16 protein-coding genes are annotated in these 14886 nt (G+C 40.4%); 6 read left to right on the top strand and 10 right to left on the bottom strand.

Annotated features, from left to right (window positions below; genetic code table 11):
• Nucleotides 1-61 precede the first annotated feature (61 nt).
• On the bottom strand, nucleotides 62-997 hold the full coding sequence (locus J536_RS08890) for a LysR family transcriptional regulator (protein WP_032062673.1): 936 nt from the start codon (nucleotides 995-997) through the stop codon (nucleotides 62-64).
• A gap of 91 nt (nucleotides 998-1088) precedes the next feature.
• Here J536_RS08890 and J536_RS08885 point away from each other — a divergent pair, with 91 nt between their 5' ends.
• A complete protein-coding gene (locus tag J536_RS08885; protein ID WP_032062671.1) occupies nucleotides 1089-1727 on the top strand; it encodes a LysE family translocator in 639 nt (212 codons plus the stop codon).
• A gap of 644 nt (nucleotides 1728-2371) precedes the next feature.
• Here the strand turns inward: J536_RS08885 and J536_RS08880 are convergent.
• From J536_RS08880 to J536_RS08860, 5 genes are all read right to left on the bottom strand, one after another.
• Nucleotides 2372-4333, bottom strand: coding sequence for a family 2A encapsulin nanocompartment cargo protein cysteine desulfurase (locus J536_RS08880; RefSeq protein ID WP_032062669.1), 1962 nt, complete (start codon nucleotides 4331-4333; stop codon nucleotides 2372-2374).
• Complete coding sequence (locus J536_RS08875; RefSeq protein WP_001107594.1) at nucleotides 4308-5240, bottom strand: family 2A encapsulin nanocompartment shell protein; 933 nt, start codon at nucleotides 5238-5240, stop codon at nucleotides 4308-4310. The genes J536_RS08880 and J536_RS08875 overlap by 26 nt, the downstream gene beginning before the upstream one ends.
• Before the next feature lie 240 nt (nucleotides 5241-5480).
• A complete protein-coding gene (gene epsC, locus J536_RS08870; protein WP_080973447.1) occupies nucleotides 5481-6422 on the bottom strand; it encodes a serine O-acetyltransferase EpsC in 942 nt (313 codons plus the stop codon).
• Between the two features lie 18 nt (nucleotides 6423-6440).
• Nucleotides 6441-6950, bottom strand: coding sequence for a rhodanese-like domain-containing protein (locus J536_RS08865; protein WP_032062667.1), 510 nt, complete (start codon nucleotides 6948-6950; stop codon nucleotides 6441-6443).
• A gap of 236 nt (nucleotides 6951-7186) precedes the next feature.
• The gene (locus J536_RS08860) at nucleotides 7187-7924 is read right to left on the bottom strand and encodes an SDR family oxidoreductase (RefSeq protein WP_032062665.1); all 738 of its coding nucleotides are present in this window, start codon (nucleotides 7922-7924) and stop codon (nucleotides 7187-7189) included.
• Between the two features lie 125 nt (nucleotides 7925-8049).
• On the opposite strand from J536_RS08860, the gene J536_RS08855 reads away from it, so the two are divergent.
• The gene (locus J536_RS08855) at nucleotides 8050-8952 is read left to right on the top strand and encodes a LysR family transcriptional regulator (protein ID WP_014206478.1); all 903 of its coding nucleotides are present in this window, start codon (nucleotides 8050-8052) and stop codon (nucleotides 8950-8952) included.
• A 59-nt stretch (nucleotides 8953-9011) separates the two neighbouring features.
• On the top strand, nucleotides 9012-9830 hold the full coding sequence (locus tag J536_RS08850; protein ID WP_014206479.1) for an AraC family transcriptional regulator: 819 nt from the start codon (nucleotides 9012-9014) through the stop codon (nucleotides 9828-9830).
• 38 nt (nucleotides 9831-9868) lie between these two features.
• Here J536_RS08850 and J536_RS08845 read toward each other — a convergent pair whose 3' ends face one another.
• Nucleotides 9869-10471: a LysE family translocator gene (locus J536_RS08845; protein WP_014206480.1), complete on the bottom strand. Its 603-nt coding sequence runs from the start codon at nucleotides 10469-10471 to the stop codon at nucleotides 9869-9871.
• A 155-nt stretch (nucleotides 10472-10626) separates the two neighbouring features.
• On the opposite strand from J536_RS08845, the gene J536_RS08840 reads away from it, so the two are divergent.
• Nucleotides 10627-11034, top strand: coding sequence for a DUF2000 domain-containing protein (locus J536_RS08840; protein ID WP_014206481.1), 408 nt, complete (start codon nucleotides 10627-10629; stop codon nucleotides 11032-11034).
• A 68-nt stretch (nucleotides 11035-11102) separates the two neighbouring features.
• Here the strand turns inward: J536_RS08840 and yghU are convergent, their stop codons facing one another.
• The 3 genes from yghU to J536_RS08825 all read right to left on the bottom strand — a co-directional run bounded on the left by yghU (nucleotide 11103) and on the right by J536_RS08825 (nucleotide 13637).
• On the bottom strand, nucleotides 11103-11951 hold the full coding sequence (yghU, locus tag J536_RS08835; RefSeq protein ID WP_014206482.1) for a glutathione-dependent disulfide-bond oxidoreductase: 849 nt from the start codon (nucleotides 11949-11951) through the stop codon (nucleotides 11103-11105).
• A 33-nt stretch (nucleotides 11952-11984) separates the two neighbouring features.
• Entirely contained in the window at nucleotides 11985-12611 is a 627-nt protein-coding gene (gene yfcF / locus J536_RS08830) for a glutathione transferase (protein ID WP_032062658.1), read from the bottom strand.
• Between the two features lie 120 nt (nucleotides 12612-12731).
• Nucleotides 12732-13637, bottom strand: coding sequence for a LysR family transcriptional regulator (locus J536_RS08825; protein WP_032062656.1), 906 nt, complete (start codon nucleotides 13635-13637; stop codon nucleotides 12732-12734).
• A gap of 110 nt (nucleotides 13638-13747) precedes the next feature.
• Here J536_RS08825 and J536_RS08820 point away from each other — a divergent pair, with 110 nt between their 5' ends.
• Together J536_RS08820 and J536_RS08815 are read left to right on the top strand one after the other, a co-directional pair.
• Entirely contained in the window at nucleotides 13748-14179 is a 432-nt protein-coding gene (locus J536_RS08820) for a CidA/LrgA family protein (RefSeq protein WP_002114274.1), read from the top strand.
• A 12-nt stretch (nucleotides 14180-14191) separates the two neighbouring features.
• Nucleotides 14192-14881, top strand: a complete 690-nt coding sequence (locus J536_RS08815; protein ID WP_032062653.1) for an LrgB family protein — start codon at nucleotides 14192-14194, stop codon at nucleotides 14879-14881.
• Nucleotides 14882-14886 lie beyond the last annotated feature (5 nt).

Genomic DNA, 14886 nt, shown 5'->3' with positions numbered 1-14886 from the left:
TAGCTGATTGCTTTAGAGATTCAAAGATAGCATTCCATCGTGTTAATTCCTTGAATTTATATTAATTTAACTTAAACAAAGTCGGCTCTGCTGCTAATTTATCTGCCAAATATTGAATCAACACACTCAATTTAGGTGGGACATGTCGTGTTGGTGGGTAGAGTAACCACAGCCCGCCACTGTAATAGGTTTTAAAATACCAATCTGGTAAAACCTGAACTAAGGTACCTTGTTGTAGAGCATGGCGTGCAACGAAGTACGGCAAGCTCGCAATACCTAAATGCTGTAATGCAGCACTCAAACGCACACCCGTATGGTTTGCTGCATAACGTCCACGCACAGCCACACTGATCGATTTATTTCCTTGTTGAAATTTCCATTTTGAGTCACTGGCTTGTTCACCCAAGTAAATACATTCATGCTGCTTTAAATCATGAGGGTGGTTCGGTGTACCGTGCTTGGACAAATATTCAGGTGTAGCACAAACCAAGTGATCAATATCAATGAGTTTTCGACCCATAAGGCCACCGGGTGGTTGCTCTGTAATTCGAAGTGCTAAATCGACTCCATCATCAATGAGATCTACATAGCGATCTTCTAAAAGCATTTGTATATCAATTTTCGGGTAGCGTTCTAAAAATTCGGGTAAATGCGGATGAATCATAAAATGTCCCACAGCTTTTGGAACACTCATACGAATAATACCTTCTGGTTCGACATGAAATTGACCCGAGCTTTCCATGACTGCTTGTGCCGCATTCACCATATCTAAACAGCGTTGATAGACCTGCTGTCCACTTTCACTTAAACGAAGTTTTCGTGTAGTCCGATAGAGTAAGCGGGTGCCTAAAGCACGTTCTAAACGAGCAATCGCACGACTAACAGCAGAAGGTGTTGTACCAAGCTGGCGGGCAGTTTCAGAAAAACTTTCCGACTCGACCACCTTAACGAAAGTCGCCATTTCATTTAACAGAACCAGACTTTGATTTGTGCTCATGAGGCAAAAGTTATTTGGATTTTGATTGGATTATCGCGTCTAAAAAATCGCAATACAATCTTTTAGGTGATTTTCAGGAAACTAAATTGTTATGTGGCAGTTGTATGGACATGAGTTTTTAACACTAGCTCTTATTCACTTTATGGCGGTGATTTTACCGGGACCAGATTTTGTGGTTACGGTAAGACAAAGTGTACGTTATGGCTATTTGATTGGTTGTCTAACCGCAATTGGTATTGGTGTCGGAATTTCAGTACATGTTTTTTATACACTGGTTGGGATTGGCTTCTTGATTCAGCAAAGCGAATGGCTCATGTCATTGATCAGAACAGCGGGAGCAGCTTATTTGATTTATTTAGGATGGCAGTGTTTACGTAGCCAGCCGAATACAAATATTGAGATCAATAGCCAAGCAGACAGTGATACTCCGAGTTTATTTAAAGCCTTTACGATGGGTTTTCTCACCAATGCATTGAATCCGAAAGCCACCATCTTTTTTCTGGCAATTTTTACTACGATTGTAAGTACGACCACACCAATGAAAGTTCAAATCTTTTATGGAGTATGGATGTGTATGGTCAATGCCATCTGGTTTATGGTGGTGAGTGTACTGTTTGCACAGCCTATTGTACGTAAACGGTTTTTGGAGTTTGGAGTGTATTTTGAGAGGGTGATGGGAGCGTTATTAATTGGAATTGCATTGAGATTGATTTGGGGATTGTTTGTTTAATTGCCGTGAGTATTTAATGGGGGTACAGAAGTACGATTTTAGATTGCTTATAGTGTTCAAGGCGTTCATACCTATATTCACTCGTGCTAAATTTCATCCACAGCCTGCCCATAATTTATAAAGATAATGTATTTGCAATATTTTTTGAAAAATGAAAACAGAGAACAGGTTCTGTGGATGAGAAAGTTTTTGGTTACTTTTAAAAAAAAGTAACAGAATTAGCTACTTTCTTTGGAGGCAAAACGGTAAGACTCCGCCGTGATAACCACTAATAATTTTTAGCTCAACCTAAAGTCATCTGCGAACTATTGCATAGCACGACAGAGTATTATCGCTTAAAGTTTTAATTTCTTCAGTCGCCTTCGGCTGGACTTACTTTGGTTTCGCTCTGAGAAGCGTCTAAAGCTTCGTAAGAGCAAAAGCATTGTCATCTGCAAAACCTGTCGACTTATTTCATTTAACTAGTGTTTCACAGAAAAAGAATCTTTTTGATGCTACGCAGGTTGCAGACGACTTTTGCTCGAGTAAATGTGGTGCTAGGACTATTTGAGTTTTAATAGTTTCCTCATTGAAAAATTGAATTTTAATGATGGCAAATTAATTATAAAAAAAGACCGCTCGAAAGCAGTCTTTTTTTAATAAATTTAACTCGTACGTCGATTACGCGTGAGTTGATGTAACACCGAAACCAATAAATCAATTTCTTCCGTCGTATTATAAAAAGCCAAAGACGGACGCACGGTCTGTTCTACACCAAAACGACGTAAAATTGGCTGTGCACAGTGATGGCCAGAACGTACGGCAATACCATGTTGATTTAAAGCTTTACCGACTTGTTCGGTTGAATAGCCTTGTAAAGTAAAGGACATCACACTGGCTTTATGATGTGCCGTTCCGATCAGACGTAAACCAGACACACTACTCAGTGCATTTTGACCATATTCGAGTAGATCATGTTCATAGCGAGCAATGTTATGAATACCTAGACTTTCTACATATTCAAGTGCAGCACCTAAGCCAACAGCATCGGCAATATTTCCAGTTCCAGCTTCAAACTTGTTGGGTGCAGGTTGGTAAACTACTTGTTCGAAGGTCACATCTTGAATCATGTTGCCGCCGCCTTCCCAAACAGGCATGCTTTCAAGTAGTTCTGGTTTTGCATAGACCACACCAATACCCGTTGGACCAAATACTTTATGTCCAGAAAATACAAAAAAGTCTGCATCGAGAGCTTGTACATCGGTAGGGATGTGCGAAACAGATTGCGCGCCGTCAACTAAAACACGTACACCTTTGGCATGGGCAATTTTAATGACTTCAGCAACAGGTGTAACTGTGCCTAAAGCATTCGAAACTTGAGTAATTGACAGCAGTTTAGTGCGCTCATTAATCAGTTTTGGCAACTCTTCTAAAATAATCTGGCCCGTGTCATCCACAGGAATGACTCTTAATTTAGCTCCAGTTTTTTTACTGAGTTGATACCAAGGTACAATATTGGCATGGTGTTCTAAGTGAGAAACGATAATTTCATCACCTTCACCAATATTTTGCTCGCCCCATGTTTTTGCAATCAGGTTAATCCCTTCGGTTGTTCCTCGAACAAAGATAATTTCTTTGGAAGAGGGTGCACCAATAAATCGGGCAACTACATTTCTTGCATGCTCATAGGCATCAGTTGCACGAGCCGCTAACTCATGTGCAGCACGGTGAATATTTGAGTTTTCATGCTGATAAAAATAAGCAATCCGGTCAATCACTCGCTGCGGTTTTTGTGTGGTCGCAGCATTATCCAACCAGACTAGAGGTCGACCATTGACGCGTTCCTTTAAAATTGGGAAATCGCGACGTATGGCATGCACATCGAGTGGTTGAGCACCGCTTGCTACAAAAGTGGGTTGTGATGGTTGATAGTGACTATAACTTTGTCCAGTTTGAGGCAAGTCTAAAAAATAAAATGCAGAGCTTGCCGAACTTTGAGGAGGCTTGTTCGTTGCAAAACGATCTTCCGTCAGCAATGATTTCAGCTGGTCACCATGTGGCAACTGAAAAGACTGTGCAACTGAATAATTATCTTCAACACCTTTAACAGACGGTTCTGCTGTATTGGGAGCAGAAAAATCATTTAAAAAATAATAAGGTGATTTACCTGCACCCGTTGGTAAGCTTGGTTCAATGCGTGGCACGTTGGGTTCACTATGAGCAGCTTGTGGTAAATGTGGCTCAAATGGTGGGCGCGGCAAATTAGCTCCACCAATCACAGGCGCAGACGCTACAATTCGACGTTCAGGGTAGTCTGGCAAATTTGGAATATGCTCAGGATATTCCGGATTGAGACTTTTCTGAAAGGCGATATTGGGCGCACGACCACTGAGTGCAGAAAATGGTTCACCCGGTTGTGGTGGGTGCGGTGGCGCTCCGATAGGTAAGTCCAAGTTAAGGCCCGATGGAGAAGCTGAACTGCTTGAACTTGGTAATGCTGAAAAAAACTCATTAGCAAGTCGAGCAATGGTGGACTCATCAGGGAAGTTGGCTGGTGGGTTAACACCAGTCACTTCAGGCCCCGTTGGACTACCTTGCAGATTACTTGTAGTTAACTGGGTAGTCATGATATTTGTCCACCTCCACATCATCTAACACTGCCAAAGCATCGTCTGTTAATACTGCAAGTGAGCAATATAACGAGATTAGATACGACGCAATCGCGTTACGGTTAATCCCCATAAAACGTACTGAAAGCCCTGGTGACTGTTCACCCGCAAGGCCCGGTTGGAACAAACCAACAATCCCTTGACGCTTTTCACCAACACGAAGCAGCAAGATTTTAGTTTTGCCATCTTCTACAGGAATTTTATTAGATGGAATGAGTGGAATTCCGCGCCATGTAATGAATTGCGAACCAAATAAGCTAACCGTTGGAGGTGGTACACCACGGCGTGTACATTCACGTCCAAATGCTGCAATCGCATCAGGATGCGCTAAGAAAAACCCCGGTTCTTTCCAGACTTTACGTAATAAGTCATCAAGATCATCTGGAGTAGGTGGGCCATTTAAAGTCGAAATACGTTGGTCATCTGTCACACTTGCCAGTAAACCGTATTCAGGGTTATTGATAAGCTCACTTTCTTGACGTTCTTTAATGGTTTCAATCGTTAAACGGAGCTGTTCTTTAATTTGGTCGTGTGGGCTGCTGTAAAGGTCGGCTACACGTGTATGCACATCTAAAACTGTAGATACACCATTTAAAAAGTATTCACGTGGCTCTGGGTCATAATCAACAAAAGTCTGAGGTAAAGTTGCTTCATCACGTTGTGTGCAAGCGACTTGAATATCATCGGTATTATTGACACGGTTTAGGCGATAAATACCTGCTTCAACAGGAATCCATTGAAGTAAGTGAGTCAGCCAGCGGGGAGTAATTGTAGAAAGCTGGGGAGCTGTCTTGGTTGCATTGGCCAGTTGACGGGCCGCATGGTCCCCAAGTGCAAGTTGGGCTTTGTCTGTATTTTTCGCCATGAATCATTTTTCCTTATTACATTGGCTTTTTGAAAATAAAAATTCTAGGATGCATATAAACTAGAATTAGTTCTGGTTTTAAAATTAAAATCGCGTTATAAATTTTTAAAATACTGAGCTTATTAATGAGTTATCTATTTTCTAAATAAAAATATATTTAAACTAGAAATAAGCATTTTATTAATCTGCAATTTCTTTGTTTATTTATCTCCTTATCTATTTATTTCACATCTATAGCTTTTAACCGGCAATATGATTTTTTTGATAAGACTCATTCGGTGACTGTAAAATCTGACTACCTGCAGCAACACTATGGGTTAGCCAAACATTCCCCCCAATAATTGACCCTCGACCAATGGTAATACGGCCTAAAATAGTGGCGCCTGCATAAATCACGACATCATCTTCAACAATCGGATGGCGTATATAATCTTTTTTCAAACCACCATCATCATTGGTTTCAAAGCGTTTTGCTCCAAGGGTCACGGCCTGATAAATACGAACGCGTTCTCCAATCACACAAGTCTCACCAATCACCACACCCGTACCATGATCAATGAAAAATCCTTTGCCGATTTGCGCACCCGGATGAATATCAATGCCTGTTGTAGAGTGGGCCAACTCGGAAATAATGCGCGACAATAAAGGCACTTGGGCATACAGTTGATGCGCAATTCGGTGATAAATAATCGCAAATATGCCCGGATAGCAAAGTAATACTTCATCCACACTATGTGCCGCCGGATCGCCTTCATAAGCAGCACGCACATCGCCGTCTAAAAGGCGCCGTATAGAGGGCAAAGTGTTGGCAAAATCCTGCACAATAGTTTGAGCAAGTTCTTGTGGCTGCTGCACTGGGCTTGAATGACTCAAATGTCGTTTCGCTTCATAATTTAAAGCCAGTTGTACTTGAGCATGTAAAGCTGTTAGTACCCGATTTAAGGTATAGGCAATATAAGAATCTTCAGTTTCCTGACGTAAGTCGGCAGGGCCTAAACGCATTGGAAATAAAATCCCGCACAGGTCATCTAAAATGGCCTTTAAAGCTTCTTTAGATGGAAGTTCACGACCCCCAAATTCTTTGGTTCTATGCTGCTGCTGACGCCAGTCATGCCTTGCTTGTTGTAAACCTTGTACAACCGCATTAATGTTCCATTGAGTCACAAGCTTTCCTTGATTCACTGAAAATTGATTGAAGTATTAGTCTTGTTGCCAAGGAAGTTGGTGGATGCGCCAGCCATTTTTCTGATTACGCTGTTGCTGATCATTTAGATCGCCTTCGAAGCCTTCAAGAACGTTATAAATGTGCTCAAAACCTGCATTAAATGCGGCTTCGGCTGCTTGTGCTGAACGGTTGCCACTACGGCATAACAAAAGAATGGTTTTGTCTTTACCAACTTTTGATTCAAGTTCTTTTAAGAAGCGTGGATTACGGTTAAACGATGTGCCTGTTGCCCACGCAACATGGATACTTTCAGGGACATAACCCACAAATTTGCGTTCTTCATTGGTACGCACATCAACTAAAACAGCTTCGCCTTGTTGTACGAGTTGCCATGCATCAGTAGGTGATAAACTGCCACTAAAATTTAGTTCATGGTCTTTTGCATATTGCTGTGCTTTAGCAAGAATTTCTTCGGCTGAAAAGGATGTATTTGAACCATTTGAGATAAAACTTTGCGGAGTTTCAGTATTTAATTTAGCGTTCATTGAATATATCCTTATCTTTGATTCAGATTGTTAAGGTTCAATTTACGCGGTTTTAAATATAAGCAAAAATAAGGAATATCTATTTATATATATTATTTTGATAAATAAGAAGAGTGTATATTTTTTGCAGAGCGGTATTCATTAATCTTATAAAGTTATTAAAATAAAGTAGATTTAAGAAATTTTATTATTTAGTAAAAACCGTGAGAATTAAATAATCCACACGGTTTTAAAAATTAAGCAAATCCACCATTTACACGAATGACTTGAGAGTTTACCCAGCGCCCATCTAGACCAGCCAGCATGGCAACTACACTGGCAATTTCTTCAGGTGTTCCGATTCTTTCCAATGGAGCGAGTTTTGCAATTGCTGCTACTTGCTCATCAGTTTTTCCATTGTAAAAAAGGTCAGTACCTGTCGGGCCGGGTGCAACGGCGTTTACGGTAATATTTCGGCCGCGTAACTCATTTGCTAACACATGTACCAAACCTTCGACACCTGCTTTTGAAGCAATATAAGGACCATATGCCGGAAAAGATTTGGCAATTACACTGGTTGAAAGCGCAATAATCCGACCACCATCTGGCACTGTTTCGGCCGCATGCGCCAATATTAAAAACGCACCACGTAAATTGGTATGAATCACTTTGTCGAAATCTGGCAGGTTTTCAGGTGTAATTTTTGCCATAGGCATAATACCGGCACTATGAACTACCACATCTACTTGACCATTAATCACTTTTGCTTCTTGAAATAAACGGCTCACCTCTTGTTCATTTGCAACGTCCGCTTGAATAGCTGAGGCTTGACCACCTTGCTCAATAATATGTTCTACAGTGGCTTGGGCATGCACTTTATTGCCAGCATAGTTAACAATCACATAAAAACCATCTTGAGCTAAACGTTCTGCAATAGCACGGCCAATACCACGTGATGCGCCAGTAACCAGAGCTGTTTTTCTTGAAATATTCATTTTTAGATTGCCTGTTTGAGTAAGTATGGCTTATTTTAATAATATAGAAATATGGGATAAATCATCAGAATTGGATAAGATAATTCCATATAAATTAATAATGGATAGGGTTAAAAGCGAGCACTATGGATAAATTTGATACCTTGCAACTTTTTACCCGCATAGTAGAGCTGGGTAGTTTTAGTCAGGCAGCCGATCAGCTAAATATCCCACGTGCTACAGCAAGTAACGCCATTAAAGAGTTAGAGAGTAACTTACAGTGCCGTTTATTAGAGCGGACGACTCGGCATGTAAGGCCATCACTAGATGGACAGGCATTTTATGAGCGTTGTACACAAATATTATCGGAACTTGATGATGCCGAATCATCTTTACGCAATGTAATTGCTCAGCCCCGTGGTTTATTACGTGTCGATTTATCAGGCGCACATGCGACTAAAATTGTTTTACCCAATATCGACCAATTTCATCAGTTGTACCCCGACATTGAACTGGTAATTAGTACGGGTGATCGCTTGGTTGATCTGATTAGGGAAGGGATAGACTGCGTGGTGAGAGCGGGACGTTTGGATGATTCCACTTTAATTGCTAGACATTTGGTCGATATGCCGCAAGTGATTTGTGCAAGTCCTGACTATTTAAATAAACATGGAACACCACAGCAACCAGAAGATTTATTATCACATTATTGTGTCAATTTCTTTTCGACATCAGGCGGGCGGAATTATCCATTTGAATTGATGGTGAACGGCAAAAAACAAGATTATTTTTTGAAAAGCTGGATCGCGGTAAATGATGCTGAAAACTATGTATTATCTGCTTTACGTGGGGCAGGTTTAATTCAGGTCCCGCGCTATCATGTAGCGAATGAGTTAAAAGACGGGCAGTTGGTTGAGGTTTTATCTGAATGGCAAATCCCGAAGATGTCAGTTTCTGCTTTATATCCGCAGCATCGGCAGCTCTCGCCACGCGTACGCGTTTTTGTCGCTTGGCTGAGTGAGTTATATACAGGCTATTTTTCAAAATAACGATAGCATAAACGTATAGGTAGAATGCTCTCTAGCACATATAAAATTTTGGTGAATATGTGATTGAATTACCCAATGCAAATGATTGGATCGTCAGAAATTCTGACCCTAATAGTCTCGAACGAATCGAAGCCTTTTTTACCGATCATGCTTATGAGTCGCATCGCCACGATACTTTTGCCATTGGTCGAACATTAACAGGTGTTCAAAGCTTTCATTATCGTGGAGAGATGAAACATAGCCAGCCGGGAATGACGATGGTTTTGCATCCTGATGAAAAACATGATGGAGAGTCAGGTAGTCGAGACGGTTTTAGATATCGGATGGTGTACGTAGAACCTGCAACTCTACAGGAAATTATGAAGGGCAAACCTTTACCATTTTTTGAAAATGGCTTGAGTCAGGATCCTCGGTTATTTAAGGCAACTGATGTTCTATTACAAGGGATGGATCACCATATTGATCCATTAGAAAAACAAGATGCTTTATATGATTTGGCAACCACACTTTACGAAATTTCTGGTAATAATCAGCGTACCTCACATGCTTATGACTATGTTGCAGCGGAGCGCGCTAGAGAATTTATACATGCCTCTTTATATGAAAATATCTCTTTAGATGATATTGAAAAAAATGTGGGACGAGACCGTTGGAGCCTTTCACGGGACTTCCGATTGCTATTTGGTACAAGTCCACATCGATATATGACTATGCGCAGACTGGAAGTTGTGAAGTCCTGTTTGATGTATGGAGAGTCCTTAACTCAAGCTTCATTGATTGCAGGATTTTTTGATCAAAGCCACATGACACGTCATTTTTTAAAAGCATTTGGATTGACTCCAGCCAGATGGCGGATGATCAATAAACTCTCTTCATAAACAAAAGCCAGCCTGTTTAGGCTGACATAGACTTTATCTTAAATTAGCTGCATACCTTTCAAAAAATCATAAAGCATAAATATGCCGGAAATGATTAGCATCAATCCCATGGCTCGGTTTATACGATTAAACCAGATTTTATTTTTAATTTTTTTACCTAACACAGCACCTGCCCAAGAGTAAAGGCAGGGCGCGCCAGCTGCACCCAGTGAAATGAGCAATGATACGAAGAATATTTGAACGCCAATGATATGTGTAGTAGGGTACATAATGGTTGTAACAGGCAAAATGACTAAAATCCCTTTGGGGTTTAAAGCTTGTATCCAAAAACCATTCCAGAACGAAAGCACCTGAACTTCAGTGGTCTCATTACTCAGATCGATATCTGACTTTAACATTTGGTATGAAAGATAAAACGTATAAAGTGCACCAAACAACGCAATATAGTGCAAGGCATTTTGTGGAATGATTGCAGCCCCAAGATATCCAAAAATCATGAATAACATCAGCATTGCACAACCGACGCCTATAAAAAAATAAATCGTTTTTTTGAATTGTCCGGTAAGCCCAGCATTTAGCCCCATAAAATTTACTGGACCGGGGCTATACATCACACTCAAGGTATAAAAAAAGATTTCCATAACGTATCTACTGAAACAAAAACAACCCAGCATAGTGACTCGTAAATTTAGGGTCTTGTACGTTTGTGATAGCTCCTGCACAAACGTACAAGACGAGAAAAATCCGAATGAGTCATGATGAGCGGTCTAAAATAAACGATTCAGGAAAGAGATTTATGTTTGACACAAAAATTGCGCTGATTGTCCGTAATGATCTTGCGACGTGGCAGAGATTAAATGTGGTGGCTTTTTTGGCAACGGGGATTGCCTCTGCTGTACCTGAAATGCTGGGGAAACCTTATATCGATGCAAATGGCTATGAGTATGGCAACATGCTAGGGCAACCGATGTTGGTATTTGAGGGGGATTTATCTGGTCTACAAAAAGCGCATAGGAAAGCAATTGAGCAAGATTTAACGATAATTCCCTATGTACATGCTATGTTTTCTACAGGCAATGATGAGGATAATCGAGCTGTATTTTTGGCCGAAGATGCGAATCAATTAAATTTGGTTGGGCTAGCATTAAGAGGACCTAAAAAGGCAGTTGATAAGGCAATTAAAGGACTTTCTTTGCATCAATAAGATTTTTATTGGAAGAATGATAAAACCCACTTTTTGAGCAAAAGTGGGTTTTATTTAAAAAATGATGATTAAACTTTATCTTGCGTCTTGGTCTCAAAATCGCTGGCATCATGGCGTTCATGCAACTGTGTGGCTAAATCACCAAAGGTACGGTTGACCATACGGCCACGTTGTACCGCAGGGCGCGCTAGAATCGCATCTGCCCAGCGCTGAACATTTTTATATTGATCGACACCTAAAAACTCCGCGCCGTTATATACCCAGTTTTTAACAAGACCGCCATACCAAGGGAACGCTGCAATATCAGCGATGCTATATTCAGAACCAGCCAAATATTCGTTTTTTGCCAGATGCTGATCTAATACATCAAGTAAGCGTTTTGTTTCCATGGCAAAGCGGTTAATCGCATATTCAATTTTAACAGGGGCATAAGCATAAAAATGTCCAAAACCACCACCTAAGTAAGGTGCACTGCCCATTTGCCAGAATAACCAATTGAGGCATTCAGTACGTGCAGCAATATCAGTCGGAATAAACGCTTTAAACTTTTCAGCCAAGTAAAGCAAAATTGAGCCAGATTCAAATACTCTTAATGGTGGGTTTTGGCTATGGTCAACTAACGCAGGAATTTTAGAGTTTGGATTAATTTCTACAAAGCCACTACCAAATTGCTGTCCTTCACCGATTTTAATCAGCCATGCATCATATTCAGCATCTTGGTGTCCTAGAGCTAAAAGCTCTTCTAATAAAATAGTGACTTTTTGACCATTAGGCGTTGCTAAAGAGTAGAGCTGGAGCGGATGTTTCCCTACTGGAAGTGTATGTTCGTAGCGAGGGCCTGAAGTAGGTTGGTTTAAATCGGTTTTTTCTCCAGTCCATTGCCAAACTTGTGGAGGAATATAGTTTGAATCACTCATTTTTTATCTCGTGTTTGGTGTAAATATAAGGATTTATTTATGTCGTAAGGCAAGCCATTTTTGTACGGTCAGTCTTTGCCATTGCTGTAATGCATAGTTTTTTAAACGTTTTGGTACAGCATCACCATTTTGAATAAGGCGTTGCAACATAAGGGCGAGTTCAGCATCCACAATGCTCCATGAACCAAAAAGAAATTCGGCATCAGACGCAAGAAGTTTTTCTGCAACAAAGAAAAGTTTCTCGGCTGCTTTTTGGCCTTGTTCAGAAAGTGGATTAGAGGTGGGCTGAATAAAAATAACATCGGTTGGACGCTCAGTTCTTAGTGCAACTAAGTCCGATCGGAGCCATGCCTGAATTTGTCTTGCTCTTGCGCGTGCTTGAATATCTTTCGGATAAATAGCTGTGTTTGGATAAAGCTCTTCAAGATATTCCAAAATGGCGGAGGATTCTGATAAGGCAAAATCGTTATGCTCGAGTACAGGCACTTTGGCAGTTAATGACTTTGCTACATAAGATTTTTCAAACTGGCCTTGTTGGCCTAAGTTAATGGTCGCAATTTCAAATGGAATTTGTTTTTCATGTAGCCCTACAAAAACTGTAAACGCATAGGGGCTTAGAAATTGTGAATCTGTGTACAGCTTAAAATGTTCATTATTCATTGTTATTGTCCATGTCATAAAACAATCGGATCTAGTCTAAGTGAGCTGATCCAAGATTGGGTAGCTTTTTTGTGGAAAAGCTTTATCGGTTTTTGAATTAAGCCATTTCAGTGTTCAACGTTAGGGCTTAATGTGCTGAAAATGTTGACGAACAATACTAAGCCACGCCTGTACCGCTGGTGAGACGGGAAGATTCTTTTTCCAAGCCATCACTAAGTGCCATTGAATATTTGGTTTCTCAAGTGGCACTGCTGCAAATAAAGTCGGGTCAAGCATGTCGGTATAATATTGAGGAAGAAGTGCGATCCCCATACGTTGTAACACCATGTCTGCTAAGAGGTGCCATTGGCTGGTCCGGCACGCAATGGTTGGGTAGAAACCATGCTGCTTACATGCATCGAGAATAATACTGTTTAAAGAAAAATTTTCAGGAAACATTAAAAATGATTGGTGTTGTAGCTCTTCTAGATTTATTTTTTTGCGGGTTGCCCAAGTGGCATCACGGCGTAAAAGGACCATTAAAGGGTAGTTACATAACTCGATGCTATTAAAAGTTTGTTCATCAAAAGGCTGCAATAAAACGCCAACGTCTAGTTCATTGTTAAGTAAAGCTTGTTCAATACCACGTGAACCCACTTCCATAAAAGCCAATTCAATATCTGGCAATTGCTGATGATAATCAAACAGGGCAGTGGTTAGGAGCTGTGAACCTAAAGGTGGAACGCCGAGTTTTAAAGTTCCTGTTTTTAATTGTTGATAGTTTTCAATTTCAAGAAAAATGTTCTGTTCTGCCTGAAGAAGCTCGACCGCATGTTGATATATGCGCTCTCCAATTTCGGTTAATTCAATTTGTCTTTTTCGTCCATGATCGGGTTTAACCAAAAGCTGTACCTGAAGCTGCTCTTCAAGCTGCTGTAATATTTTACTAATGGTGGGCTGAGTCAGATATAACTCTTCAGCAGTATGGGTAAAACTTTTAGTTTTTACCAGCGTAACAAAGCACTGTAATGATTTTAGTGAAAGCATAATAAAGAATAAATTATTCCATTTTGGAATAATATTAACATGAATAATTCATATTTAGCAGGTCTAACCAAGCTAGCATAATAGTGTAGTTAACCATCTAATTTCGCAAAATGAGTACTGAATCTGCTTCTGGAACACCCAAACAACCTTCACTTTTAGTTTTAGTTAAACAAATTTTGATTTTGGCTGGATTTTGGTGGATCGGGTATCTTTTACATCAAAAGCTCGGTGTACCTGTCTCGGCAGGTATTTTAGGTATGTTTTTATTACTTTTATGCCTGTTCTTTAAAATTATCAAAATGGATCAGGTGGCAATGGGAGCAACTGTGGTTTTAGGTGAGCTATTACTGTTTTTTGTGCCTGTAGTCGTTGCCGTAGTTCAGTATAAAACCTTGTTTATGACCGAAGGGTGGCAAATTGTCTTGAGCATTGCGGTTGGGACCATTTCGGTCATGCTCAGTACGTGCCTGACGATTCACTATTACAATCGTTTGAAAGCTTATTTACAGGCTCGAAAACGTCTTCAACATAAGCATATCTAAAGAGCAAACGACATGAATATCTGGTCAATTCTTTGTCTGATCTGGACTTTGGCAGCCTATATTGTGGCAAAGCGGATCTATCAGAAAAATCCAAAACTTTGGTTGTCACCCGCGATTAGTGTGCCTGTACTCACCATCATTTTGATGACGATTTTTGGAATTTCATATCAAACTTATGCTGAAGATACGCAGTGGATTGTTAATTTATTAGGGCCTGCAACGGTTGCGTTTGCTGTACCGATTTATCGTTATCGGGAAACGATTCGTAAAAACCTTGGAGTCCTTTCAATTGCGATTATTGTGGGGATGAGTGTAGGTGTGATGTCAGCCTATGAGATGGCTCAGTGGTTCCACTTTAGCCCAGAAGTGACCAACAGTTTAATGGCACGTTCTATTTCAACACCTTTTGCCATGATTTTAGCCGAAGATATTCATGGTTCGGCAGCATTGGTTTCACTATTTACCGTTATTACTGGTTTGGTCGGTATGATTTGCGGCGATGCGATTTTAGCGATTACTAAAATCCGTTCTAACGTAGCAAATGGGGCGGCCTTTGGTAATGCAGCCCACGGTTTTGGTACAGTTAGAGCACAGCAGCGCAATAGTGAAGAAGGGGTAATTGCCAGTTTAACCATGGTTATTGCCGGTATTTTAATGGTACTGATTGGACCATTTGCGATTCATCTATGGCTGTTATTGTAGGCTTT

Source organism: Acinetobacter sp. 809848, from assembly GCF_000581275.1.
Classification (GTDB): Bacteria; Pseudomonadota; Gammaproteobacteria; order Pseudomonadales; family Moraxellaceae; genus Acinetobacter; species Acinetobacter pittii.
The sequence above is the reverse complement of the archived record's forward strand: the minus strand, read 5'-3'. Positions and strand labels throughout refer to the sequence as shown.

Bases quoted from the DNA above. Each gene is read 5' to 3' on its own strand.
- J536_RS08890 (WP_032062673.1), bottom strand. From the start codon at position 997: ATGAGCACAAATCAAAGTCTGGTTCTGTTAAATGAAATGGCGACTTTC.
- J536_RS08885 (WP_032062671.1), top strand. From the start codon at position 1,089: ATGTGGCAGTTGTATGGACATGAGTTTTTAACACTAGCTCTTATTCAC.
- J536_RS08880 (WP_032062669.1), bottom strand. From the start codon at position 4,333: ATGACTACCCAGTTAACTACAAGTAATCTGCAAGGTAGTCCAACGGGG.
- J536_RS08875 (WP_001107594.1), bottom strand. From the start codon at position 5,240: ATGGCGAAAAATACAGACAAAGCCCAACTTGCACTTGGGGACCATGCG.
- J536_RS08865 (WP_032062667.1), bottom strand. From the start codon at position 6,950: ATGAACGCTAAATTAAATACTGAAACTCCGCAAAGTTTTATCTCAAAT.
- J536_RS08860 (WP_032062665.1), bottom strand. From the start codon at position 7,924: ATGAATATTTCAAGAAAAACAGCTCTGGTTACTGGCGCATCACGTGGT.
- J536_RS08855 (WP_014206478.1), top strand. From the start codon at position 8,050: ATGGATAAATTTGATACCTTGCAACTTTTTACCCGCATAGTAGAGCTG.
- J536_RS08845 (WP_014206480.1), bottom strand. From the start codon at position 10,471: ATGGAAATCTTTTTTTATACCTTGAGTGTGATGTATAGCCCCGGTCCA.
- J536_RS08840 (WP_014206481.1), top strand. From the start codon at position 10,627: ATGTTTGACACAAAAATTGCGCTGATTGTCCGTAATGATCTTGCGACG.
- yghU (WP_014206482.1), bottom strand. From the start codon at position 11,951: ATGAGTGATTCAAACTATATTCCTCCACAAGTTTGGCAATGGACTGGA.
- yfcF (WP_032062658.1), bottom strand. From the start codon at position 12,611: ATGAATAATGAACATTTTAAGCTGTACACAGATTCACAATTTCTAAGC.
- J536_RS08825 (WP_032062656.1), bottom strand. From the start codon at position 13,637: ATGCTTTCACTAAAATCATTACAGTGCTTTGTTACGCTGGTAAAAACT.
- J536_RS08820 (WP_002114274.1), top strand. From the start codon at position 13,748: ATGAGTACTGAATCTGCTTCTGGAACACCCAAACAACCTTCACTTTTA.
- J536_RS08815 (WP_032062653.1), top strand. From the start codon at position 14,192: ATGAATATCTGGTCAATTCTTTGTCTGATCTGGACTTTGGCAGCCTAT.